The sequence below is a fragment of the Peterkaempfera bronchialis genome (assembly GCF_003258605.2).
In the GTDB taxonomy this organism is placed as follows: domain Bacteria; phylum Actinomycetota; class Actinomycetes; order Streptomycetales; family Streptomycetaceae; genus Peterkaempfera; species Peterkaempfera bronchialis.
The window spans coordinates 5,754,541-5,778,777 of record NZ_CP031264.1 but is presented as its reverse complement, the minus strand read 5'-3'; the positions used below and the strand labels follow the sequence as shown (position 1 = coordinate 5,778,777).

The 24,237-nt window shown below is 75.5% G+C and carries 7 protein-coding genes and 1 pseudogene; 4 read left to right on the top strand and 4 right to left on the bottom strand.

Translation table 11 applies throughout. The features are described 5' to 3' along the window. Positions 1-108: 108 nt before the first annotated feature. The 3 genes and pseudogenes from C7M71_RS32180 to C7M71_RS25210 all read right to left on the bottom strand — a co-directional run bounded on the left by C7M71_RS32180 (position 109) and on the right by C7M71_RS25210 (position 19,769). Complete coding sequence (locus C7M71_RS32180) at positions 109-2,862, bottom strand: SDR family NAD(P)-dependent oxidoreductase (protein WP_456107180.1); 2,754 nt, start codon at positions 2,860-2,862, stop codon at positions 109-111. Between the two features lie 81 nt (positions 2,863-2,943). Next, positions 2,944-19,321: pseudogene (locus C7M71_RS25220) on the bottom strand (SDR family NAD(P)-dependent oxidoreductase); the annotation flags it as partial. A gap of 241 nt (positions 19,322-19,562) precedes the next feature. Further along, a complete protein-coding gene (locus C7M71_RS25210) occupies positions 19,563-19,769 on the bottom strand; it encodes a DUF6059 family protein (protein WP_111488986.1) in 207 nt (68 codons plus the stop codon). Between the two features lie 430 nt (positions 19,770-20,199). On the opposite strand from C7M71_RS25210, the gene C7M71_RS25205 reads away from it, so the two are divergent. The 4 genes from C7M71_RS25205 to C7M71_RS25190 all read left to right on the top strand — a co-directional run bounded on the left by C7M71_RS25205 (position 20,200) and on the right by C7M71_RS25190 (position 23,228). Next, on the top strand, positions 20,200-22,116 hold the full coding sequence (locus C7M71_RS25205; RefSeq protein WP_111488988.1) for an HAD-IIIC family phosphatase: 1,917 nt from the start codon (positions 20,200-20,202) through the stop codon (positions 22,114-22,116). Beyond that, positions 22,113-22,358, top strand: a complete 246-nt coding sequence (locus C7M71_RS25200; RefSeq protein ID WP_111488990.1) for a phosphopantetheine-binding protein — start codon at positions 22,113-22,115, stop codon at positions 22,356-22,358. Before C7M71_RS25205 ends, C7M71_RS25200 begins: the two co-directional genes overlap by 4 nt. Positions 22,359-22,425: 67 nt before the next feature. Further along, on the top strand, positions 22,426-22,965 hold the full coding sequence (ssuE, locus tag C7M71_RS25195) for an NADPH-dependent FMN reductase (RefSeq protein ID WP_111488992.1): 540 nt from the start codon (positions 22,426-22,428) through the stop codon (positions 22,963-22,965). 44 nt (positions 22,966-23,009) lie between these two features. Continuing rightward, positions 23,010-23,228 carry a DUF5988 family protein gene (locus tag C7M71_RS25190; RefSeq protein ID WP_111488994.1) on the top strand — a complete coding sequence of 73 codons (219 nt, stop codon included), beginning with the start codon at positions 23,010-23,012 and terminating at the stop codon, positions 23,226-23,228. Positions 23,229-23,568: 340 nt separating this feature from the next. Here C7M71_RS25190 and C7M71_RS25180 read toward each other — a convergent pair whose 3' ends face one another. Then, complete coding sequence (locus C7M71_RS25180) at positions 23,569-24,186, bottom strand: helix-turn-helix domain-containing protein (RefSeq protein ID WP_111488996.1); 618 nt, start codon at positions 24,184-24,186, stop codon at positions 23,569-23,571. Between the last annotated feature and the right edge of the window lie 51 nt (positions 24,187-24,237).

Below are 24,237 nucleotides of genomic sequence, written 5' to 3'. Positions count from 1 at the left end.
CTGTCGCGTCCGCGCGTCGAAGCCGGGGTGGCAGGTCGGTTCCTCCGACCTGCCACCCCGGCTTCGGTGCGTTCGCCCCGCCGGCCCGGGGGCCGGCGGGGCGACGCCTCACTGGAGGCCGAGCTCCCCGTCGATCAGGTCGAACAGCTCGTCGTCATCGACGCCGTCCAGCCGGTCGGCGGGCCTGGTGGCGTTCTCGCCACGGGCGGCCCGTATCCGCTCCAGGACCGACTGGAGACGGTCCGCCAGCAGGTCGAGTTCGCCGTCGTCGGCGCCGCGAGCAGCCCGTCCGGCGAGTACCGACTCCAGCTCCGCCATCCCGGCGAGCACCGGCGCCACGACGCCCGCCAGGTCGGCCTGCGGGGTCAGCAGACCCTCCAGATGGCGGGCCAGGGCGCCGGCGGTCGGGTGGTCGAACAGGAGGGTGCTGGGCAACCGCAGGCCCAGCGCGCCTCCCAGCCGACCACGCAGTTCGACCGCCGTCAGCGAGTCCAGGCCGAGGTCCAGCAGGCCCCGGTCGACCGGCACGGCCCCGAGGTCGGCGTGGCCCAGCACCTCGCCGACGTAGCGGCGCACCAGGTCCAGCACGGCGCGTCCGCGCTCGGCCGGGTCGAGCCCGGCGAGCCGGGCCGCCTGGTCCTGGCCGGCGGTCGCGGCGGTGCCGGTGGGAGCCGGGCGGCCGGCGGGGGCGCCGGTACCGGGGAGCAGGGCGCGCAGCGCCGCGGCCGGACCGGAGCCGGGCCCGCCGGCTCCGGGCGCGGCCAGCCGGACGGCGACCGCCACCGGCTGACCGGCGGTCAGCGCTGCGTCCAGCTGCGTGAGCGCGCTCGCGGGCGGCAGCGGGGCGATGCCCACCCGGGCGATCCGCGCCCGGTCGGCGGCGCCCAGCGCGCTGCCCATACCCTCGCCCTCCCAGAGTCCCCAGGGCAGGGAGAGCGCGGGGAGCCCTTCGGCGTGACGGTGCAGGGCCAGCGCGTCGAGGAAGGAGTTGGCGGCCGCGTAGGCACCCTGCCCTGCGGTACCCAGCACGCCGGCGACCGAGGAGAACAGCACAAAGGCGGCCAGCGGCAGGTCCCTGGTGGCCTCGTGCAGCGCCCAGGCGCCGCCGACCTTGGGCCGCAGCACGGCGTCCACCCGCTCCGAGGTCAGCCCCTGGACGAGCCCGTCGTCCAGCACACCTGCCGCGTGCAGCACCCCGGTGACCGGCAGACCGGCCGGCAGCAGGCCGAGGGCGCGCTCGACCGCGTGCGGGTCGGCCACGTCGCAGGCGGCGGCGAGTACCTGTACGCCCTGCCCGGCCAGCTCCTCGGCCAGCCCCGGGGCCACCGTGCCGCTGCGGCTGAGCAGCAGCAGGGAGCGCACCCCGTGGGCGGCGGCCAGGTGGCGCACGACGGTCGCCGCGAGGGCCCCGGACGCGCCGGAGACGATCACCGTGCCGTCGCCGAAGGCGCCGGACGCGGCCCGGCCGGCCCCGGGCGTGCCCGGGCCGGAGCGACCGAGCCGGGGGGCCAGGAGCCGGCCCTCGCGGACCAGCACATGCGGTTCGTCGTCGGGCCACCCGACGGCCGGCAGCCGCCCGAGGTCGTCGGCGGGCAGGTCCGTGTCGACCAGCAGGACCCGGCCCGGGTGCTCGGTGGCCGCCGAGCGCACCAGCCCGCCGACCGCGGCGGCGGCAAGGGCCTCCGGCGTGCCCGGCTCGGCGCCCGGCAGCAGTACGGCAAGGCGGCCGGACTCGAACCGCTCCTCGGTCAGCCACTCCTGGAGCGCCGCCAGCGCCCATGCGGTGGCGGCCCCGACCCGGTCGGGCACCGGGGCGTCCGCCGGACCGGCCGGGAGCGGCAGCAGCACCGAGGGCGGCACGGGGTGCCCGGCGTCGGCGGCAAGGTGCCGCAGCGTCGGGTACGGCCGGACCGGGCGTCCCGAAGCGGCGAGCGCCTTGGCGAGCCGGGGCGCGCCGACCACGGCGACCGGGTCGGCCGTGGCCGGCAGCGCCAGCACGGCGGTGCCCGGCACCAGCAGCGGGTCGCCGCCGCCCGCCGCGATGAAGCGCTCGGCCGGGACCTCGGCGAGTTCCAGCGCGGCGGCGTGCAGCAGCGGGGTGCCCGTCCCGTCGTGGAGCGTCACGGCCGCGCGGCCCGCGTCCTCGGGGACCACCCTCGCCCGCAGCGGCCCGGCGGCCGTGCCGGGGTACAGCCTGACGTCGCGCCAGGCGGACGGCAGCAGCAGGGTCGGCCGACCGTCCTCGGGGAGGCCGGCGTGGGCCCAGGGGTGGAGGGCGGCGTCCAGGACGGCGGGCGGGACGGCGAAGCGGCGGTCCGCGTCGCGTCCGCCCTCGTCGGGAGCGGCGAGTTCGGCCGACAGGCTGCCGTCGGGATGGCGCCACGCCGTGGTGACGGTGCGGAAGGCACCCGCGTACGCGAGGCCGTGGGCCGCGAGCGCCGGGTAGAGCGTGTCCGGGTCGACCGGCTCCGCGCCGGGCGGGGGCCAGCTGCCCGCCGCAGGGGACGGTCCGGTGCCGTCGGCCGGGGCGAGGACTCCGGAGGCGTACAGCACCCAGGGAGCCTCGGCCGCCGTGTCGGGGCGGGCGTGGACGCGGATCTCCCGCTCGCCGTCGGTGCCGGCGGGGGCGACCGTGATCTGGAGACGGACGGCTTCCTCGGGATGCGGCAGCAGCGGCGCGTGCAGCTCCAGCGCGGCGACGACGGGCACGCCCGTGGTCCGCCCGGCGTGCAGCGCCAGGTCGAGCAGGGCCGTGGCGGGCAGCACGGTCGCACCTGCGACGGTGTGCCCGGTGAGCCATGGGTGCTCCCGCAGGGCGAGCCGCCCGGTGAAGAGGGTGCCCGCGCCCTCGGCGAGTTCCACGGCGGCGCCGAGGAAGGGGTGGTCGGCGGCGGTGAGTCCGGCGGCGGTCACGTCACCGGCCGGCGCGGGGGCGTCGAGCCAGTGCCGAGTGCGCTGGAAGGGATAGGTCGGCAGCTCGGCCGCCGGGTCGGCGCCGGGCCTCGGCGTACCGAGCAGGGCACTCCAGTCGACGCGGCCGCCCGCCGTGTGCACGGCGGCCAGGGCGCCGACCAGGGCGGCCGGTTCGGGCCGGCCGCGTCGCAGCAGCGCCGCCGTGCCGGCGGGGGGCTGCTGCGGGTCGACGGCCGGGTCTGCGGCGAGGATGTCCGGGACGAGCGTGGTGAGGACGGTGTCCGGGCCGATCTCCAGGTACCGCGTGGTGCCGAGCCCGTGCAGGGCCCGGACACCGTCGGCGAACCGGACCGCCCCGCGCACGTGCCGGGCCCAGTAGTCGGGCGACGCGGTCTCGTCGGGGGCCGTGGTGCGGCCGGTCAGGTCGGAGACGAAGGGGACGGCCGGCGGTGCGAAGGAGAGCCCGGCGAGCGCCGTACGGAAGTCGTCCAGCATCGGGTCCATCAGCGGGGAGTGGAAGGCGTGGCTGACCTTCAGCCGCTTGGCCTTCACCTCCTGGGCGGAGAGCCGGGCGGCGACGGCCAGCACGGCGTCCTCGTCGCCCGACACGACCGTCGCGAGCGGGCCGTTGACGGCGGCCACCGAGGCCCGCGCCTGGTGGCCGTCGAGCGCCACGGCGACCTGCTCCTCCCCGGCTCGGAAGGAGAGCATGGCCCCTTCGGCCGGCAGCGCGTCCATCAGCCGACTGCGGGCCGCCACCAGGGCGACCGCGTCGGACAGGGTGAGCACCCCGGCGGCGTGGGCCGCGGCGACCGCGCCGATCGAGTGGCCGAGGACGGCGTCGGGCCGCACGCCGAACTCGGCGAGCAGCCGGACGAGTGCGGTCTCGACGGCGAAGAGCGCGGGCTGGGTGTACGCCGTCCGGTCCAGCAGACCCGTCTCCTCGAACACCACCTCCCGCAGCGACCGCTCCAGATACGGACCGAACGCCGCGCACACCTCGTCGAACGCCGCCGCATACACCGGGAACGCCTCATACAACCCACGCCCCATACCGACCCGCTGACTGCCCTGACCGGTGAACACAAACGCCGTCCGGCCACCCAGCACACCACCCCGGACCACCCCGGCGGACTCCACCCCCGACGCCAACGCCCCCAGCCCCGCCACCAACTCCGCCCGATCCGACCCCAGCACCACCCCCGCCGCTCAAACGCCGACCGCGACGACACCAACGCCCGACCCACCGCAGCAGGCTCAAGCTCCACCCGATCCGCCACCCACGCCAGCAGACGCCCCGCCTGCTCCCGCAACGCACCCTCCGAGCGCGCCGACACCGGCCACACAGCGACCGGCACCGCAACAGACTCAGGGTCAGGCTCCGGCTCGGGCTCGGGCTCCACGGGCGGCTGCTCCAGGATCACATGCGCATTCGTCCCGCTGATCCCGAACGACGACACCGCCGCCCGCCGCACCCGACCCACCTCCGGCCACTCCCGCGCCCGCGACAGCAACTCCACCCCACCCGCCGACCAGTCGACGTGCGGACTCGGTTCGTCCACATGCAGGGTCGCGGGCAGCAGCCCGTGCCGGATGGCCTCGATCATCTTGATCACGCCGGCCGCACCTGCGGCCGCCTGGGTGTGACCGATGTTCGACTTGATCGACCCCAGCCACAGCGGCCGGTCCTCGGGCCGTCCCCGGCCATACGTCGCCAGCAGCGCCTGCGCCTCGATCGGGTCGCCCAACCGCGTCCCCGTCCCATGCGCCTCCACCGCGTCCACATCCCCCGCCGACAGACCCGCCGACGCCAGCGCCGCCCGGATCACCCGCTGCTGGGCAGGGCCGTTGGGCGCGGTGAGGCCGTTGCTGGCACCGTCCTGGTTCACGGCGGAGCCCCGGACCAGCGCGAGCACGGGGTGTCCATTGCGCCGGGCGTCGGAGAGCCGCTCAAGGACGAGCAGGCCCGCTCCTTCCGCCCAGCCGGTGCCGTCTGCGGCCGCCGCGAAGGGCTTGCAGCGGCCGTCGGGGGCAAGGCCGCGCTGCCGGCTGAACTCCACGAAGGTGGCCGGTGTCGCCATGACGGTGACACCCCCCGCGAGGGCGAGTGTGCACTCGCCGGAGCGCAGCGCCTGGCTCGCCAGGTGCAGGGCCACCAGCGAGGACGAGCAGGCCGTGTCCACCGTCACCGCCGGCCCCTCCAGGCCGAGCGCATACGCCACCCGGCCGGACGCGACGCTCCCGGCGCTTCCGCTGACCAGGTAGCCCTCGTAGCCGTCCGGGGCCACCGGGGCCTGGCTGAGCCGGGAGCCGTAGTCGTCGTACATGACACCGGCGAACACACCGGTCAGGCTGCCGCGCAGGGCCGCCGGGTCGATCCCGGCCCGCTCCACGGCCTCCCAGGCGGTCTCCAGCAGCAGCCGCTGCTGCGGGTCTGTGGCCAGTGCCTCGCGCGGGCTCATCCCGAAGAAGGCGGGGTCGAAGTCGGCGGCGTCGTACAGGAATCCACCCTCCCGGGCGACCGATGTGCCGGGCCGTTCGGGATCGGGGTGGTACAGCCGCTCCAGGCTCCAGCCGCGGTCCTCGGGGAAGGGGCCGACGGCGTCGACCCCACCCGCGACCAGCTGCCAGAGGTCCTCCGGCGAGCGCACCCCGCCGGGGTAGCGGCAGCCGATGCCGACGATCGCGATCGGGTCGTCGTCCGGTGCCCCCGGTCCGGTGGCCGGCCCCGACGGCACCTCGGCGCGTTGCGGACCGCTGCCGAGCGGTTCCTCCGGCAGCAGCTCGGCCCGCAGGTGCTCGGCCAGCGCCGCAGGGCTCGGATGGTCGAAGACGAGGGTGCTGGACAGCCTGAGGCCGGTCGCGGCGTTGACGCGGTTGCGCAGCTCGACTGCGGCCAGTGAGTCGAAGCCCTGCTCGGTGAACGAACGGTCCTCCTCCACCGCGTGCGGCCCGCTGTGGCCGAGGACGGCGGCCGTGGCGCCGCGCACCAGGTCGCGCAGCAGGACGCCGCGCTCGGCCGAGGGAAGGGCCGCCAGCCGAGCCGCGAGGGTGGCGGCGCCGACCGGGGCGGCCGGGGCGGCTGCGGCGGCCCGCCGGGTGGCAGGACGGATCAGCGAGCGCAGGGGCGCGGGCAGCGTGGCGGCGGCTGCGGCTGCGGGTGCGGGTGCGGTCAGATCGAGCCGTACGGGTGCCAGCAGCGGCTCCGGCGCGGCGAGCGAGGCGTCCAGCAGGGCCAGCGCCTCGGCCGGTGGCAGCGGGGCGATGCCCGTCCTGGCGAGGCGGGCCAGGTCGGCGGCGGCCAGCCGGCTGCCCATGCCGTCGCCGTCCCACAGGCCCCATGCGAGCGAGAGGGCGGGCAGGCCGAGCCGTCGCCGGTGCACGGCGAGCGCGTCCAGGAAGGAGTTGGCGGCGGCGTACGGGCCCTGGCCGGCGGTACCGAGCAGACCGGCGACCGAGGAGAACAGGACGAAGGCGGCGAGCGGCAGCTCCCTGGTGGCCTCGTGCAGCGCCCAGGCGCCATCGGCCTTGGGCCGCAGCACGCCGGCGACCCGGTCGGCGGTCAGCCCCTCGGCCACGCCGTCGTCGACCACTCCCGCGGCGTGCAGTACGGCCGTGACCGGCAGGCCCTCGGGGGCCCGGTCCAGCGCGGCACGCACGGCCTGCGGGTCGGCGACGTCGCAGGCGGCGGCCACCACGGTCGCCCCGGACGCCGTCAACTCCTCGGCCAGGCCGGATTCGACGGTGCCCCGGCGGCTCAGCAGCAGCAGACCTCGGACGCCGTGGCGGTGCACCAGGTGCCGGGCGACCAGGCCGCCGAGCGCGCCCGAGGCGCCGGTGACCACCACGGTCCCGTCACCGAACGCCGGGGTGTCCTCGCGGGCCTCCCCCGCCGGTGCCTCGGCCCGGACCAGCCGTGGCACCAGCAGGTCGTGCCCACGCACCGTCACCTCCGGCTCACGGTCGGGGTGCCAGGCCGCAGGCGGTACCGGCAGACCGGGCTCGGCGTCCAGCAGGGCGACCCGGCCGGGGTGTTCGGCGGCCGCCGACCGGAACAGGCCGCGCACTGCGGCGGCGGCGAGGTCCGGCTCGTGCTCGCCGTCGGCGGTGCCGACCGCACCCCGGGTGACCAGCACCAGCCGGGAGCCGCTGAAGAGTTCCTCGGCCAGCCACTCCTGGAGCACCGGCAGCAGCCGCGCCACGGCCTCCCGGGCCGCCTCGGCGGGGTCGGCCGTGCCTGCCGGAGTGCTGTAGGGCAGCAGGACCGCCGGTGGCAGGGCGCCCGCCTCGGCGCTGTCGCGCAGGGCGGCCGGACCGGCGACGGCGACCGTCCTCGGCAGCAACGCGAGGTCCGGCAGCTCCCCGGCCACGGCCAGCACCGCGGCCTCGCCGCCCGGTGCTTCGGACGGCTCGTGGGAGACCGGACCGGCGGACGGTGCCGTGGGCTCCGGCTGCCAGACCAGGGTGTACAGCGAGCGGTCGGCGCTGGTCCGCAGGGCCCGGGTCAGTGCCTCCGGCTCGACCGGGCGCAGGTCCAGCCGCCGCACCGAGGCCAGGGGGGCGCCCTCCGCGTCGGCGAGGGTCAGCGCGTATCCGCCGTCGACGGGGCTCAGCCGGACCCGGGCTTCGGCGGCGCCGACCGCGTGCACGGCGACGCCGCTCCACGCGAAGGGCAGCACCAGCGCGGGGGCGCCGTCCGGCCCGGCCGCGCGCCCGTGCAGGGCGACCAGGTGGAGGGCGGCGTCCAGCAGGGCCGGGTGCAGGCCGTAGGCGGGGGCGGTACCGGCCTGCTCCTCGGGCAGCGCGACCTCGGCGTACAGGGTGCCGTCCTCGGCCCGCCAGCCGGCCCGCAGCCCCTGGAAGGCCGGGCCGTAGTGGTAGCCGTCGTCCGCGAGCCGGTGGTAGACGCCGTCGAGCGGCAGGGCGGCGGTCCCGGCGGGCGGCCAGGACCGCAGGCCCTCGTCGTCGGCCGGGCCGTCGGTGGCGAGCACCCCGGAGGCGTGCCGGGTCCAGGGGGCCTCGTCCTCCCCGGCGGGGCGGGAGTGCACCGCGAGCGCCCGGCGGCCGTCGGCAGGGGCGGCCACGGAGAGCTGGAGGTGGACGGCGCCTTCGGCGGGCAGCCCGAGCGGCGCCTCCAGGGTCAGCTCCTCCAGGTACGGGGCGTCGGCCCGCTCGCCCGCGCGCAGGGCCAGTTCGACCAGTGCGGCGCCGGGCAGCAGCACCCCTCCGGTGACGGCGTGGTCGGCGAGCCAGGGCAGGGCGGCGAGCGAGAGCCGGCCGGTGAGCAGCAGGCCACCGCTGTCGGGCAGGTGGAGTTCGGCGCCGAGCAGCGGATGGCCGGCGGCGTCGAGGCCCACGCCGTGCGGGTCGGCGGGAGTGGCGTCGGGGTCGAGCCAGAAGCGGCGGTGCTCGAAGGGGTAGGTGGGCAGGTCGAGGGCGTCGGCGATCCGGCCGGGCACTCCGGTCAGGGCCGCCCAGTCGACGTCCGCGCCGTCGGCAGCGTGCCGGGCCAGCGCCGTGGCCAGCGTCTGCGGCTCGGGCCGGTCCCGGCGCAGGGCGGCGGCCGTGGTGGCCGGTCCGTCGTCGCCGAGGGTGTCCCGGACGAAGGCGGTGAGGACGGCGTCGGGGCCCAGCTCCAGGAACCGGGAGACGCCCTGCTCGCGGAGGGTGCGGACGGCGTCGTGGAAGCGGACGGCGGAGCGGATGTGCCCGGCCCAGTAGCCGGGGTCGGCCAGTTCGCCGGCCGTGGCGAGGGCTCCGGTCACATCCGAGACGACGGGGATCAGCGGCTCCCGGTACCCGACCGTCTCCGCAGCCGCCCGGAACTCCGCCAGCACCGCCTCCATATGCGGCGAATGAAAGGCATGACTGACCGTCAGCCTGCTCACCCGGCGCCCGCGTTCACGCCAGACCTCGGCCAGCTCCAGGACGGCTTCCTCGTCCCCCGAGACCACCACCGAGCGCGGCCCGTTCAGCGCGGCGAGCGACAGCTCACTCTCACGGCCGACCAGCTCGGCCAGCACCTCCTCCTCGGCGGCCTCGATCGCCGCCATCGCACCACCGGCACGGGCCGACTCCATCAACCGACCACGACCGGCCACCAGCGCCGCCGCGTCCTCCAGCGAGAACACCCCCGCCACAAACGCCGCCACCACCCCACCGATCGAATGGCCCGCCACCACGTCGGGCAGCACCCCGGCGGACGTCACCAGTCGGTACAACGCGACCTCGACGGCGAAGAGCGCGGGCTGGGTGTACGCCGTCCGGTCCAGCAGCCCCGTCTCCTCGAACACCACCTCCCGCAGCGACCGCTCCAGATACGGACCGAACGCCGCGCACACCTCGTCAAACGCCGCCGCGTACACCGGGAACGCCTCATACAACCCACGCCCCATACCGACCCGCTGACTGCCCTGACCGGTGAAGAGGAAGGCGGTGCGCCCGGGGGCGGTCCGGCCGCGCAGCACACTCGGCCTGTCCTCACCGGCGGCCAGCGCACGCAGCCCGTCGAGCAGTTCGGACCGGGCCGTACCCACCAGGACGGCACGGTGCTCCAGCGCGCCGCGAGTGGCAGCGAGGGCGTGGCCGACCCGGTCGGCGTCGACATCGGGCTGCTCGGCGAGGTGGTCGTGCAGACGTCCGGCCTGCGCGCGCAGCGCACTCTCCGTACGGGCCGACACCGGCCAGACGGTGACGGGCGCCGCGACAGACTCAGGGTCAGGCTCGGGCTCCACAGGCGGCTGCTCCAGAATCACATGCGCATTCGTCCCACTGATCCCGAACGACGACACCGCCGCCCGCCGCACCCGACCCACCTCCGGCCACTCCCGCGCCCGCGACAGCAACTCCACCCCACCCGCCGACCAGTCGATCAGCGGCGACGGCTCACCCGCATGCAACGACGCCGGCAACACCCCCTCCGACATCGCCCGCACCATCTTGATCACACCACCGACACCCGCCGCAGCCTGCGCATGCCCGATATTCGACTTCAACGACCCCAACCACAACGGCCGCCCCTCCGGCCGCCCCCGGCCATACGTCGCCAACAGCGCCTGCGCCTCGATCGGATCACCCAACCGCGTCCCCGTCCCATGCGCCTCCACCGCATCCACATCCCCCGCCGACAGACCCGCCGACACCAACGCCGCCCGGATCACCCGCTCCTGCGAAGGACCGTTCGGCGCCGTCAGACCATTGCTCGCACCGTCCTGATTCACCGCCGACCCACGCACCACCGCCAACACCCGATGACCCCGACGCCGCGCCTCCGACAACCGCTCCAGAACGAGGACACCCACCCCCTCACTCCACCCCGTCCCATCCGCACCCGCCGCAAACGACCGGCACCGACCATCCACCGACAACCCCCGCTGCCGACTGAACTCCACGAAGGTGTCCGGCCGGGCCATCACGGTGACACCGCCGGCCAGGGCGAGCGAGCACTCGCCCGAGCGCAGTGCCTGGCTCGCGAGATGCAGGGCCACCAGCGAGGACGAGCAGGCCGTGTCCACCGTCACCGCCGGCCCCTCAAGGCCGAAGGTGTAGGCGATCCGGCCGGAGATCACGCTGGAGGTGTTGCCGGTCAGCAGATACCCCTCGTAGCCCTCGGGGGCACGCTGGAGCCTGGATCCGTAGTCGTTGTACATCACGCCGGCGAAGACGCCGGTCGGGGTGCCGCGCAGGGTGGCCGGGTCGATCCCGGCCCGCTCCAGCGCCTCCCAGGTCGACTCCAGCAGCAGCCGCTGCTGCGGATCCATCGCCGCCGCCTCCCGCGGCGAGATCCCGAAGAACTCCGCGTCGAAGTCGGCCGCCCGGTGCAGGAATCCGCCCTCGCGGGAGTAGGACGTGCCCTGGTGGTCGGGGTCGGGGTGGTACAGGTTGTCGAGGTCCCAGCCGCGGTCGGTCGGGAACCCGGAGATCGCGTCCCGCCCCTCCGCCACCAGCCGCCACAGATCCTCCGGCGAACCCACCCCACCCGGATAACGGCACGCCATCCCCACGATCGCGATCGGCTCGTCCACCGCCACCGCACGCTCAACGGCCTTCGGCTGCACGGAGGTTCGGGCACTGCCGAGTTCCCCGAGCAGCCTGGCGGTGAGCGCGGCCGGCGAGGGTTGGTCGAAGACGACGGTGCTGGGCAGGCGCAGACCGGTCACGGCGTTCAGGCGGTTGCGGAGTTCGACCGCGGTCAGCGAATCGACCCCGAGGTCCTTGAAGGACCGGCTGGCCTCCACCACGTCGGAGCCGTCGTGCCCGAGGACCGCGCCCACCACGGACAGCACCAGGTCGCCCGCCACCCTCGCCCGTTCCGCCTCGGGCAGCGAGGCGGTGCGTTCGGCCCACCCGCCGGCCGCCGCACCGGCGCCCCGGGCGGCGGCGCTGCGGCGGACGTGACCGGGGACGAGGCCGCGCAGCGGTGCGGGCAGCGGGCCCTCGGCAGCTCGGGCACGCAGCGCCGCACGGTCGATCCTGGCAGGCACCAGCAGCGGGGCGGGGTCGGCGAGTGCGGCGTCGAAGAGCTCCAGGCCGCGCGCGGCGTCCAGCGGCGGCAGGCCGCTCCGCTCCCAGCGGCGGATCCCCGCCGCGTCCAGCGCACCGGCCATGCCCTCTTCCTGCGCCCAGAGCGACCAGGCGAGCGAGGTGGCGGGCAGGCCGCGGGCCGCGCGGTGCTGGGCGAGGGCGTCGAGGAGGGTGTTGGCGGCCGCGTAGCCTCCCTGCCCGGCGGTGCCGGTGATGCCGGAGACGGAGGAGAAGAGGACAAAGGCCTTCAGCTCCGCTCCGGCGGTCAGCTCGTGCAGGTGCCAGGCGCCGTCGGCCTTCGGGCGGAGCACGCGGTCCAGTCGCCCGCCGTCGAGGGTGGCGAGCGTGCCGTCGTCCAGCACGCCCGCCAGGTGCAGGACGGCGGTGAGCGGCCGGTCGGCGGGCACGGCCGCGAGGACGGCTGCCAGGGCCTCGCGGTCGCCGGTGTCCACGGCGGCGAACCGGACCTCGGCGCCCTGCCGGGAGAGCTCGTCGGCCAGCGCTTCGGCGCCCTCGGCCGTCCCGCCTCGGCGGCCCGCCAGCAGGAGGTGCCGCACCCCGTGCCGGGCGACCAGGTGGCGGGCGAGCAGCACGCCGAGTCCTCCGGTGCCGCCGGTGATCAGGACGGTGCCCCCGGTGAGGTCGGGGAGACCGGCGCCGGGAGCCGGGGCGGCGGGTACCAGGACCGGCTGGAGTGCGGCTCCTCGGCGCAGGGCGAGTTGGGGCAGCCCGGTGGCCAGGGCCGCCGGAAGGGCCGCCGCCGAGGACGGCTCGTCGTCGAGGTCGGCCAGTTGCAGTCGGTCCGGGTTCTCGGTCTGCGCGCTGCGGACCAGGCCCCACACACCGGCGGCGGCGGGTGCGGCCACGGTGTCCTCGGGCAACGCGCCGACGGCCCCACGGGTCACGAACGCCAGCCGGCTGCCCGCCAGCCGGTCCTCGGCCAGCCAGCGCTGGGCGAGGAGCAGGGCTGCGCGGGTCAGGCTGCGAGCAGCCCTGGGGACGTCCGGGGCGGCGGTGTCCGAGCCGGGTGCGTCCGGATCGGTGTCGGAGAGGAAGGCGAGGACGGAGTCGGGTGCGGACTCGCCCGACTCCAGGGCGGACAGCAGCGTCTCCAGGTCGGGCACAGCGGGCAGCTCCGTCAGACCCTCCGGCGCATGGCCCAGGACCAGCACCCGGCCGACGGCAGCGGGGACGGCAGCGGGGACGGGGGTGGGGACGGGGGTGGGGGCGCTGTCGGGCAGCCGCTGCCAGTCGACGCGGTGCAGGGCGCCCCGGCCGTCGGTCGCAGCGGCGGCCACGAGTGGTGCGCTGCGCAGAGCCAGTGCCCCGACCGACAGCACGGGCCGGCCCTCGGCGTCGGCGGCGCTGAGCGTGGCGCCGCCCTCGGCGGCGGGCACCCAGTGGATGCGCAGGACGTCCGGGCCTTCGGCGTGCAGCCGGACCGCCTCGAACGAGAACGGCAGCGGCAGACCCGTCGTGCCGATGTCCTGCCTGGCCGCCTCGGCGTCGACGAGCGGGTGCAGGGCGGCGTCCAGCAGGGCGGGGTGGACGCCGTAGCCGGCGGCGTCCCGGGCCTGTTCGTCGTTGAGCGCGAGTTCGGCGAACAGCTCCGTGCCGCGCCGCCAGGCCGCGCGGACGCCCTGGAAGGCCGGGCCGTACGCGTAGCCGTGGCCGAGCAGCCTGCCGTACAGGGCGTCGATGTCCAGCGGTTCGGCGTCGGACGGGGGCCAGGCGGTCACCGTCGGCGCCACCGGGACGGCCTGGGGGGCGCCGAGCAGACCGTCGGCGTGCCGGGTCCAGCCTTCGGTGTCGTCCTGGGCTCCACGGTCCGGCCGGTGTGGGCGACCATGGATCGCCAGCGTTCGGCGCCCCCGTTCGTCCGGCGGGCCGACCGCGATCTGGAGCTGGACCGAGCCGTCGGCGGGCAGCGGAAGCGGGGCGTGCAGGGTCAACTCGTCGACCCCGTCCGTTCCGAGGCGCCCGGCGGCGGCGAGAGCGAGTTCGAGGAAGGCCGTGCCCGGCAGCAGTGGTGTGCCGAGGATGTCGTGGTCGGCGAGCCAGGGCCGGTCGGCGAGCGAGATCCGGCCGGTGAGCAGCAGTCCCCCGTCGTCGGCGAGTCCGACGGCCGCCGCGAGAAGGGGGTGATCCGCCTCGGACAGGCCGAGGGCGGCGGCGTCGGCGGCCGGCCGAGGCGCCGACCAGTAGTGGGTGTGCTGGAAGGCGTAGGTGGGGAGGTCGAGGGCCGGCGTCGGCCCGGGGAGCAGCGGGAGCAGCACGTCGGCCGGGGCACCGGCGGTGTGCAGCCGGGCGAGTGCGGCGGCCAGCCCGTGCACCTCGGGCCGGTTGCGGCGGAGCAGCGGGACGGCCGCCGTACCGGTGTCGTCGTCCAGGGCGTCCAGGGTGTCCCGGACGAAGGCGGTGAGGACGGCGTCGGGGCCCAGCTCCAGGAACCGGGAGACGCCCTGCTCGCGGAGGGTGCGGACGGCGTCGTGGAAGCGGACGGCGGAGCGGATGTGCCCGGCCCAGTAGCCGGGGTCGGCCAGTTCGCCGGCCGTGGCGAGGGCCCCGGTCACATCCGAGACGACGGGGATCAGCGGCTCCCGGTACCCGACCGTCTCCGCAGCCGCCCGGAACTCCGCCAGCACCGCCTCCATATGCGGCGAATGAAAGGCATGACTGACCGTCAGCCTGCTCACCCGGCGCCCGCGTTCACGCCAGACCTCGGCCAGCTCCAGGACGGCTTCCTCGTCCCCCGAGACCACCACCGAGCGCGGCCCGTTCAGCGCGGCGAGCGACAGCTCACCCTCACGGCCGACCAGCTCGGCCAGCACCTCCTCCTCGGCGGCCTCGATCGCCGCCATCGCACCACCGGCACGGGCCGACTCCATCAACCGCCCACGACCGGCCACCAGCGCCGCCGCGTCCTCCAGCGAGAACACCCCCGCCACAAACGCCGCCACCACCCCACCGATCGAATGGCCCGCGACGAGATCCGGGGTGATGCCATGCGACTCCAGCAGCCGGACGAGTGCGGTCTCGACGGCGAAGAGGGCGGGCTGGGTGTACGCCGTCCGGTCCAGCAGACCCGTCTCCTCGAACACCACCTCCCGCAGCGACCGCTCCAGATACGGACCGAACGCCGCGCACACCTCGTCGAACGCCGCCGCATACACCGGGAACGCCTCATACAACCCACGCCCCATACCGACCCGCTGACTACCCTGACCGGTGAACACAAACGCCGTCCGACCACCCAGCACACCACCCCGGACCACCCCGGCGGACTCCACCCCCGACGCCAACGCCCCCAGCCCCGCCACCAACTCCGCCCGATCCGACCCCAGCACCACCGCCCGCCGCTCAAACGCCGACCGCGACGACACCAACGCCCGACCCACCGCAGCAGGCTCAAGCTCCACCCGATCCGCCACCCACGCCAGCAGACGCCCCGCCTGCTCCCGCAACGCACCCTCCGAGCGCGCCGACACCGGCCACACAACGACCGGCACCGCAACAGACTCCGACTGCGACTCGGGCTCGGGCTCCACAGGCGGCTGCTCCAGAATCACATGCGCATTCGTCCCACTGATCCCGAACGACGACACCGCCGCCCGCCGCACCCGACCCACCTCCGGCCACTCCCGCGCCCGCGACAGCAACTCCACCCCACCCGCCGACCAGTCGATCAGCGGCGACGGCTCACCCGCATGCAACGACGCCGGCAACACCCCCTCCGACATCGCCCGCACCATCTTGATCACACCACCGACACCCGCCGCAGCCTGCGCATGCCCGATATTCGACTTCAACGACCCCAACCACAACGGCCGACCCTCCGGCCGCCCCCGGCCATACGTCGCCAACAGCGCCTGCGCCTCGATCGGATCACCCAACCGCGTCCCCGTCCCATGCGCCTCCACCGCATCCACATCCCCCGCCGACAGACCCGCCGACGCCAACGCCGCCCGGATCACCCGCTCCTGCGAAGGACCGTTCGGCGCCGTCAGACCATTGCTCGCACCGTCCTGATTCACCGCCGACCCACGCACCACCGCCAACACCCGATGACCACGACGCCGCGCCTCCGACAACCGCTCCAGAACGAGGACACCCACCCCCTCACTCCACCCCGTCCCATCCGCACCCGCCGCAAACGACCGGCACCGACCATCCACCGACAACCCCCGCTGCCGACTGAACTCCACAAACATGCCAGGGGTGGCCATCACGGTGACACCGCCCGCGAGGGCGAGCGAGCACTCGCCGCGCCGCAGCGCGTGGGCGGCCTGGTGCAGGGCCACCAGCGAGGACGAGCAGGCCGTGTCCACCGTCACCGCCGGCCCCTCCAGGCCGAGCGCATACGCCACCCGGCCGGAGATCACGCTGGTGGTGCTGCCGGTCAGCACATAGCCGTCCCCGCCGTCCGCACCTTCGTACAGGCGGGGACCGTACTCCATGGCGGTCGCACCGACGTAGACACCGGTCGGGGTGCCACGCAGGACCGCCGGGTCGATCCCGGCGCGCTCCAGCGCCTCCCAGGACGACTCCAGCAGCAGCCGCTGCTGCGGATCCATCGCCGCCGCCTCCCTCGGCGAGATCCCGAAGAACTCCGCGTCGAAGCCGCCGGCGCCGTCCAGGAAGCCGCCGTGGCGGGTGTATGTGGTGCCCGGCCGGTCGGGGTCCGGGTCGTAGAGGGTGTCGAGGTCCCAGCCGCGGTCGGTCGGGAACCCGGAGATCGCGTCCCGCCCCTCCGCCACCAGCCGCCACAGATCCTCCGGCGAACCCACCCCACCCGGATAGCGGCACGCCATCCCCACGATCGCGATCGGCTCGTCCACCGCCACCGCCACCGCACGCTGAACCGCCGCCTCGGCGAGACCGTCAGCGAGACCGTCGGCGCGGTCGTCACCGCGCAGGTGCTCGGCCAGTGCCTCGGGTGTCGGGTGGTCGTAGACGACGGACGCCGCCAGGTCGAGCCCGGTGGCCGCCGCCAGGCGGTCGCGGAGTTCGACGGCGCCGAGCGAGTCCAGGCCGAGGTCCTTGAAGGTCCTGCCCCCGCCGAGGGTGTGCGGGGTGGTATGGCCGAGCACGACGCCCGCCTGGGCGCGGACCAACTCCAGCAGGTCGCGGTCGGGCCGCCGGCGCGGCTCCGGACCGGCCGTGGGGACCGGCCCTGCCGTGGCCGGGACGGTGTCCGGTGCGGCGGTGGGGAGTTCGGGCCCGGCGGTCAGCCAGTGCCGCTCCCGCTGGAACGCATAGGTGGGAAGCGCCGTCAGCCGGGCCGCCGCAGGGCCGGCCTCCGTCCCGAAATAGGCCTGCCAGTCGACGCGGCCGCCCCGCACGTGCACCAGTCCGAGCGCGCCGAGCGCGGTGGCCTCCTCCGGCCGCCCGGAGCGCAGCAGGGCCGCCCCGGCCACCTCCGTACCGAGCCCGTCGGCCACGGCGGTGTTCCGGGCGAGGGCGCCGAGGACGGCGTCCGGCCCGAGTTCGAGGTGGGTGCGCACGCCGAGGCCGTGCAGGGCGCGGACTCCGTCGGCGAAGCGTACGGCCTGCCGGGCGTGGCGGACCCAGTGTTCGGGGTCGGCCAGGGTGTCCGGACCGACCGGCAGACCGGTGAGGGTGGAGACCAGCGGTACCCGGGGTGGCGCGTACGTCAGCCCGGCGGCGACCGTACGGAACTCGGCCAGCGCGGGCGCCATCAGGGGCGAGTGGAACGCATGGCTCACCCGCAGGCGGCGGGTCCGGCGGCCGAGGGCGGCCAGCTGCTCCGCCACCTGCGAGACCGCCTGCTCGGTGCCGGAAAGCACCACGGCGCGCGGGCCGTTGACTGCGGCGATGCCCACCTCGTCCTCCCGCCCGGAGAGGAGGGGGAGCACTTCGTCCTCGGCCGCCTCGACCGCGACCATCGCGCCGCCTCGGGGCAGCCGGGACATCAGCCGGCCGCGAGCGGTGATCAGCACGGCGGCGTCGGCGAGGGTCAGCACCCCGGCGGCGTGCGCGGCGGCGATCTCCCCGATCGAATGCCCGGCGACGGCGTCGGGCACCACCCCCCAGGAGCGCAGCAGGGCGTGCAGGGCGGTGCCGAGGGCGAACAGGGCCGGCTGGGTGTACGCGGTGTCGTCCAGCAACTCGGCTTCGGGGCTGCCGGGTTCGGCGAAGAGCAGCGGGCCGAGCGGGCGGTCGAGGTGCGGGTCCAGGGCGGCCACGGTCTCGTCCAGCGCCTCGGCGAACGCCGGGAAGCGGCGGTGCAGTCCGAGCCCGGCACCGGGACGCTGGCTGCCCTGGCCGGGGAAGAGGAAGGCGGTCCCGCCGACCGTACCGGCGCTGCCGACGGTGAGGCCGGGCGCGTCCTCGCCCTCGATGAGGGCGTCCAGCGCGGTGAGCAGGGCGGAGCGGTCCCCGGCGACGACGGCGGCCCGGTCCTCGAAGGCGGTGCGGGCGGTGGCGAGCGGGGCGGCGACCTCGGCGGGGCCGAGCGCGGGTGGGCGTCCAGGTGGGCGCGGAGGGCGGCGGCCTGTCCGCGCAGGGCGCGCGGTCCGCGGCCCGAGAGCAGCACGGGCACGGGCAGCGCGGCGGGCGCGGGCGCGGGCGCGGCGGGCGTCGGCGGGGCCGCCGTCAGCACCACATGGACGTCGGTACCGCCCATGCCGAAGGAACTCACACCGGCCAGCGGGCCGGCGTCGCCACCCGTCCCGGCGTCGCCACCCGTCCCGACGTCGGCCGACGGGGCCGGCCATGGGACGAGGTCGGTCGCGACGCGCAGCCGCAGGCCCGCCAGGTCGATGGCCGGGTTGGCGTTCTCGTGGTGGAGGGTGGGCGGCAGCTCGCGGTGGTGCAGGGAGAGGACGGTCTTCAGCAGGCCGACCAGCCCGGCGGCACCCTCCAGATGGCCGACGTTGCTCTTGGCGGAGCCCACGAGCAGCGGCTCTCCGGGGTTGCGCCCCACGCCGAGCACCCGGCCGAGGGCGGCCGCCTCGACCGGATCGCCGACGGCGGTTCCGGTGCCGTGGAGTTCGACGTACTGGACGCGGGCCGGGTCCACCCCGGCCTGCCGGTAGGCGGCCTCCAGCACCAGGGCCTGACCGTCGGTGCCGGGAACGGTGAGTCCGTCGGTGGCGCCGTCGTTGCCGGTGGCGCTGGCGAGGACGACGCCGTACACCGGGTCGCCGTCGGCGAGCGCCTTGGCCAGCGGCTTCAGCAGGACCGCGACCCCGCCCTCGCCCCGCGCGTAGCCGTCGGCTGCGGCGTCGAAGGGCCGGCTGCGGCCGTGCGGCGACAGGCCGCCGAAGCGGGCGGCCCCTAGCGTGCTGTCGGGCCCGGCGATCAGGTTGACGCCGAGGGCGACGGCGAGGTCCGACTCGCCGCTGCGCAGGCTCTCGCAGGCCAGGTGCACCGCGACCAGCGAGGAGGACTGGGCGGTGTCCACGGTCAGGCTGGGTCCGCGCAGGCCCAGCAGATAGGAGAGCCGGTTGGCGAGCATGCCCCGGTTGAGGCCGGTCAGGGTGTGGCGGTCCACGGCGTCGGGGCCGCGCCGGTGCACCAACGCGGCGTAGTCGTCCAGGAAGGCGCCGACGAAGACGCCGGTACGGCTGTCGCGCAGCCGTCCGGGCACGGTGCCGGCGTCCTCCAGCACCTCCCAGCCGAGTTCGAGCGCCAGCCGCTGCTGCGGGTCCATGGCGGCGGCCTCGCGCGGCGAGATCCCGAAGAAGCCGGCGTCGAAGGTGTCGATCCTGTCCAGGAACGCACCGGCCCGCGGCACACCCGGGGTGTCCTGCGGCCACCGGTCGGCGGGCGGCTCCCCCACGGCGTCCCGGCCCTCGCGCAGCAGCGTCCAGAATGCTTGCGGCCCGGAGGCCCCGGGCAGACGGCAGGCCAGGCCGACCACGGCGACGGCGGCGGGCGGCGACGGGACCGCGCGCGGACCCGTGGCATCGGCGCCGGACGCGGTGGGGCGGGCAGGGACGGGGGCGGCTGCGGAGTGCTCGGGCTTGGCGGTCATCGCGGGGTGTGTGCTCCTCGTCGAGGCTCTGGGGGCACGGGCGGCGCCGGTGGGCCCCGCCCGTGCGGTCATGGTCGGCGGGTCGGCTAAACCGCCCCTGAACGTCGGTCCTCCGGCCGGCTCCGGGTCAGGTGAGCCAGGCGAGCCGCTCCCAGAGGTCCCGTTCGACGGGGGTGGGCGGTACACCGGGTACCAGCCGCTCGGGGTGCCCGACCGGCGGGCCCGATGGGGCGGGCGTCTGCGGGTCGGGCTGCTCGGTGCCGTCGAAGGGCGGTATCGGCACCCCCCAGCCTGCGGCGTACCACCGCATCGGCAGCAGGATGTGGTGCAACACCCACCGTCCGGCTCTTCGCCGGCGCGGCGGCCGCACGGGTTCCAGCGGGTCCAACCGGTGCCTCCCGGTCTCTCGTGGTGGTCGTGAGGTGCGGCGGCGCACGCACCGGACCACCTTCCGGGGATCTGCCAAACCAGCGCTCAACCGCGGCCAAATCAGCTCCGCTGCGCGCGGTCCGGGCGGGCCGGGTCCGTCGGCTCCCACGCCCCCACGGGAAGGCGGCGGCGATTCAGACTCGCTTCAGCCGGCCCGCCCACGATGGGCCCTGCGGCCCCCGGCCTGCTCCCGACGCCGCGCCCCACACCGGACACCGCCCGGGGCACCGAGCACCCGTACCGGACAGCCCGGACCGGACAGCCCGGACCCGACAGCCCGGACCCGACAGCCCGGATCCGACAGCCCGGATCCGACGCACCCAGGAGACGACCCGATGGAGACGCCCGTGGCCGCCGACCCGGCGCGCACCCTGCTCGACCTCCGCCGCGGCGGACGGCTCGCCGCCGAGTACCCGACCGTCCGAGCCCTGCTCGCCGAGGCGGACACCCGCCAGACGGCGCACGCGGGCCGGGTGTTGGGCGGACTCGACCCCGACGAGGTGCTGGCCGCCCACCCGGACACCGCCGCGCTCACCGTGGCCGTCGTCGGCCACGGCACGGTCGGACCGCTGCTCGGCCCGCTGACCGGCGAGCTGGCCCGGCACGGCCTGCTGCTGCGCCCGTACCAAGGCGCCTTCGACAGCTGGGTGTTCGAGCTGTCGGACCCCGGCAGCGCGCTCTACGCGGCCTCCCCCGACCTGGCACTCTGCCTGCTCGACCCGGCCGTGGTCTTCGACGAGGTGCCGCTGCCCTGGCGGCCGGCGGACGTGGCCCGGGTGCTCGCGGAGAAGACCGCCCTCGTCGAGAAGGTGGCGGCCCGCTTCGCGGACACCGTGCGTGGCACCCTCGTACTCAACACCCTGCCACTGCCCCGCCGTCACACCGCCCAGCTGATCGACCACCGCTCCCGCGCCGAGCTGGGCGCGCTCTGGCGGGAGGCCAACGCCCGGCTGCTGCGCCTCGGCGTGGACAACGCCTCGGTGGTCGTGATCGACCTCGACCCGCTGCTCGCCGAGGGTGTCCCCGCCGCCGATCCCCGGCTGGACGTCTACGCCAAGGTGCACCTGTCCGAGCCGCTGCTGGCCGCCTACGCCCGCGAGATCGGCCACCTCGCCCGCCATGTCGCCGGCCTCACCAGCAAGGTGCTCGTCCTTGATCTGGACCAGACCGTGTGGGGCGGGATCCTGGGCGACGACGGCCCGGAGGGCATCGAAGCGGCCGGCGGCCACCGGGGCGAGGCGTTCCGGGCGTTCCAACGGGTGGCCAAGCAGCTCGGCTCACAGGGCGTGCTGCTGGCCGCCGTCAGCAAGAACGACCGCGAGCCGGTGCTGGACGTGCTGCGCGACCACCCCGACATGACGCTGCGCGAGGAGGACTTCGTCCGCGTGACCGCCGACTGGCGGCCCAAGTCGGAGAGCATCGCCGCGCTCGCCGACGCGCTCAACCTCGCCACCGGCAGCTTTGTCTTCGTCGACGACTCCACCTTCGAACGCGGACTGGTCCGACGCGAGTTGCCCAAGGTCGCCGTGGTGGCCGTCGACGACGAGCCCGCCCACCACGTCGAACGGCTGCTCAGGGACGGCTGGTTCGACGTCCGGCGGCTGACCGGCGAGGACCGCGCGCGGGCCGAGCTCTACCGGGGCGAGGTGGCCCGCACCGACTTCCTCCAGGGCTTCGCATCGGTCGCGGACTATCTGAACGAACTCGGTGTCCGGGTCCGGCTGCGGCCGGTGACCTCCGATGAGCTTCCCCGGATCTCCCAACTCACCCTCCGGACCAACCAGTTCAACCTGACCACCCGGAGGCTGCAGCCTGCCGAGGTCGCCGCGTACGCCGCGGCGGAGGGATCCGGTGTCCTGACGGTGCGCTCCGCCGACCGGTTCGGCGACAACGGCCTGGTGGGCGCCGTCTTCCTGGAGCGCAGGGACGGCGAACTACGGATCGACAACTTCCTGCTCAGCTGCCGGGTGTTCTCCCGAGGCATCGAACAGGGCGTGCTCTCCACCGTCCTGGGGCTCGCCGCCGGCGCCGGCCTGCACGCGGTCACCGGACACTACCGGCCGACCCCGCGCAACCACATCGTCAAGGACCTCTTCCCCCGCTACGGCTTCGCCCCCGTGCAGGACGAGAGCGGCACACCCGTGGGCGAGGGCCTCGCCTTCCGCCACGACCTGAGCACCGCACTGCACCCGCCCGGCCACCTGCAACTCGACGCCGACCCGGCCGGCCTTCTGGAAGGAGCGCATGCATGAGCGACACCGACGGACTGCGGAAGCTGATCACCGTGGCCGGAGACGAACTGGGCCTGGACATCACACCGCAGGACGCGACCGTGGACTTCGACCAACTCCCCGGCTGGGACTCCCTGCACCTGCTGACCCTGCTCACCGCCCTGGAGCGGGTCACCGGCCGCAGGCTCTCGCTTCCCGACCTGCTGGAGGCGCGGACCATCGCCGAGGTCTTCGAGATCGCCTCCGCCCGGCCCGCCGCCTGACACCCCGCAGCGGTCACCCCGCCGGCGACGCCCCCCGCGCGCCGCGCCCCACTCCCCCGAGGTTCCCATGGCCCGTGTCCTGACCCTCTCCGGCAGCCCGTCCGCCACATCCAGAACGACCCGGCTGCTCGGCGAGGCCGCCCGCCGCCTCGACGCACAGCACCACCAGGTCACCGCGGTCGAGGTCCGCAGGCTGCCCGCCGACGTGCTCACCGGCTCCGACATCCACCACCCGGCGGTCACCGAGATCGCCGAACTCATCCGTGAGGCCGACGGCGTGGTGGTCGGCACCCCCATCTACAAAGCCGCCTACTCCGGCCTGCTGAAGTGCCTGCTCGACCTCCTGCCGCAGTACGCGCTGGCTGGCAAGACCGTCCTGCCGCTGGCCACCGGCGGCTCCCCGGCGCACGTGCTGGCGGTGGACTACGCGCTGCGTCCGGTCCTGTCCTCCATGGGGGCGGCGCACATCACCCCGGGCTGGTTCGTCCTGGACAGCGACATCCTCGCCACGCCGGACGGTGCCACCGACCTGGCACCCGCCGCCGCCATCGCCCTCGACGACCTCGTGAACCGCTTCTCCGCCGCCCTCGGCACCTCCGTCGGCTGAACCACCGGCCGACCCTGACTCCCGCGTCGACCGAAAGGTTCAGCATGAGCGACAAGCATCCCAATGTGATCCTGCTCGGCGGCCCCGCCGGTGGACTCCCCGACGACCACCGGATCCACCACGTCACGGACCTCGACGCCCCCCTGAAGCTGTTCCGCGGCAATCGCTACGAGCACTACCGCCCGACCCCCGAAACCCTCCGGTCCGGAGCCGACCGCCTGCGGGTCTTCACCTGGAGCCACAGCACCTTCGTCGCCGAATAGCAGCAGGCACCCGCCCCGGAGACCCCGGCCGGTCACTGTGGCCTCGGCGGGCGCGTAGGCGATGCAGTGGGTGATCCTGGTGGGGTCGGTGGTGCTCCGGCGGGCGAGGACCCCGTGCTTGCCGTACCTCGACCCCTGCCCAGTCGTGGATCCGCAGGCCGTGGGCCCCACCGCCGCACGAGATCGGGCAGCGCGGCCCCCTCACCTTGGGCGGAGCACCGCCGCCGGGGGAAACGAGTGACAACGCATCGCAGGGAGATCGGATGCCCGCCCGCGAGACATCCGGATGACCGCCAGGGTGAACGCGCGGTCGTAGGTGGCCGACTCCCGCTGCTCGACCTCAAGGCCGGCCGGCTCCGCGGCCGGGGGCTGGAGGGGTGCGCAGCCGCAGGCGCTCTCCCTGCGGCCCGAACATGATCAGGTATTCGACCGGTCCGTCCGGTCCGGCGTTCGCGACTCCGTGGGCGGTGCGGGTGTCGAACTCGGCGACCTCCCCGGCAGTCAGGACGAGGTCCTGATCGCCGAGCGCGAGCCACAGCCGCCCGTACAGGACGCACAGCCATTCGTACCCGTCGTGGGAGACTTGCCGTGGCCGCGCCGGCGGCGCGTCGATGGCGGGCAGGACGTGCTTGTGGGCGTGCAGGCCCCCGACGTACCGGGTCAGCGGCAGCACCGCCTTGTCGTTGCCGGAACGCTGCGGTACCGGGGGGCGCGGCCCGGCCGCCGCGGCGGGTGCGGTGCCGGCCAGCTCGTCCAGGGAGACGTCATACTCCTTCGCCAGCCGCAGCAGTACCTCCAGGGTCGGCCTGCGCCGGCCGGTCTCGATCCGCGACAGCGTGCTCAGCGAGATGCCGGTCGCGCAGCCGACGCCGGTGAGCGTGGCGCCGCGCTGCTCGCGCGCGGCCCGCAGCCGGGAGCCCATCGCCGCCGGCGTGTCGGCTATGCCGTCGTCCGCCATCCTCGCCCCGCTCTCTCCGGCCGCGCCGCCTGCACGGGCCTGTCCTGCAAG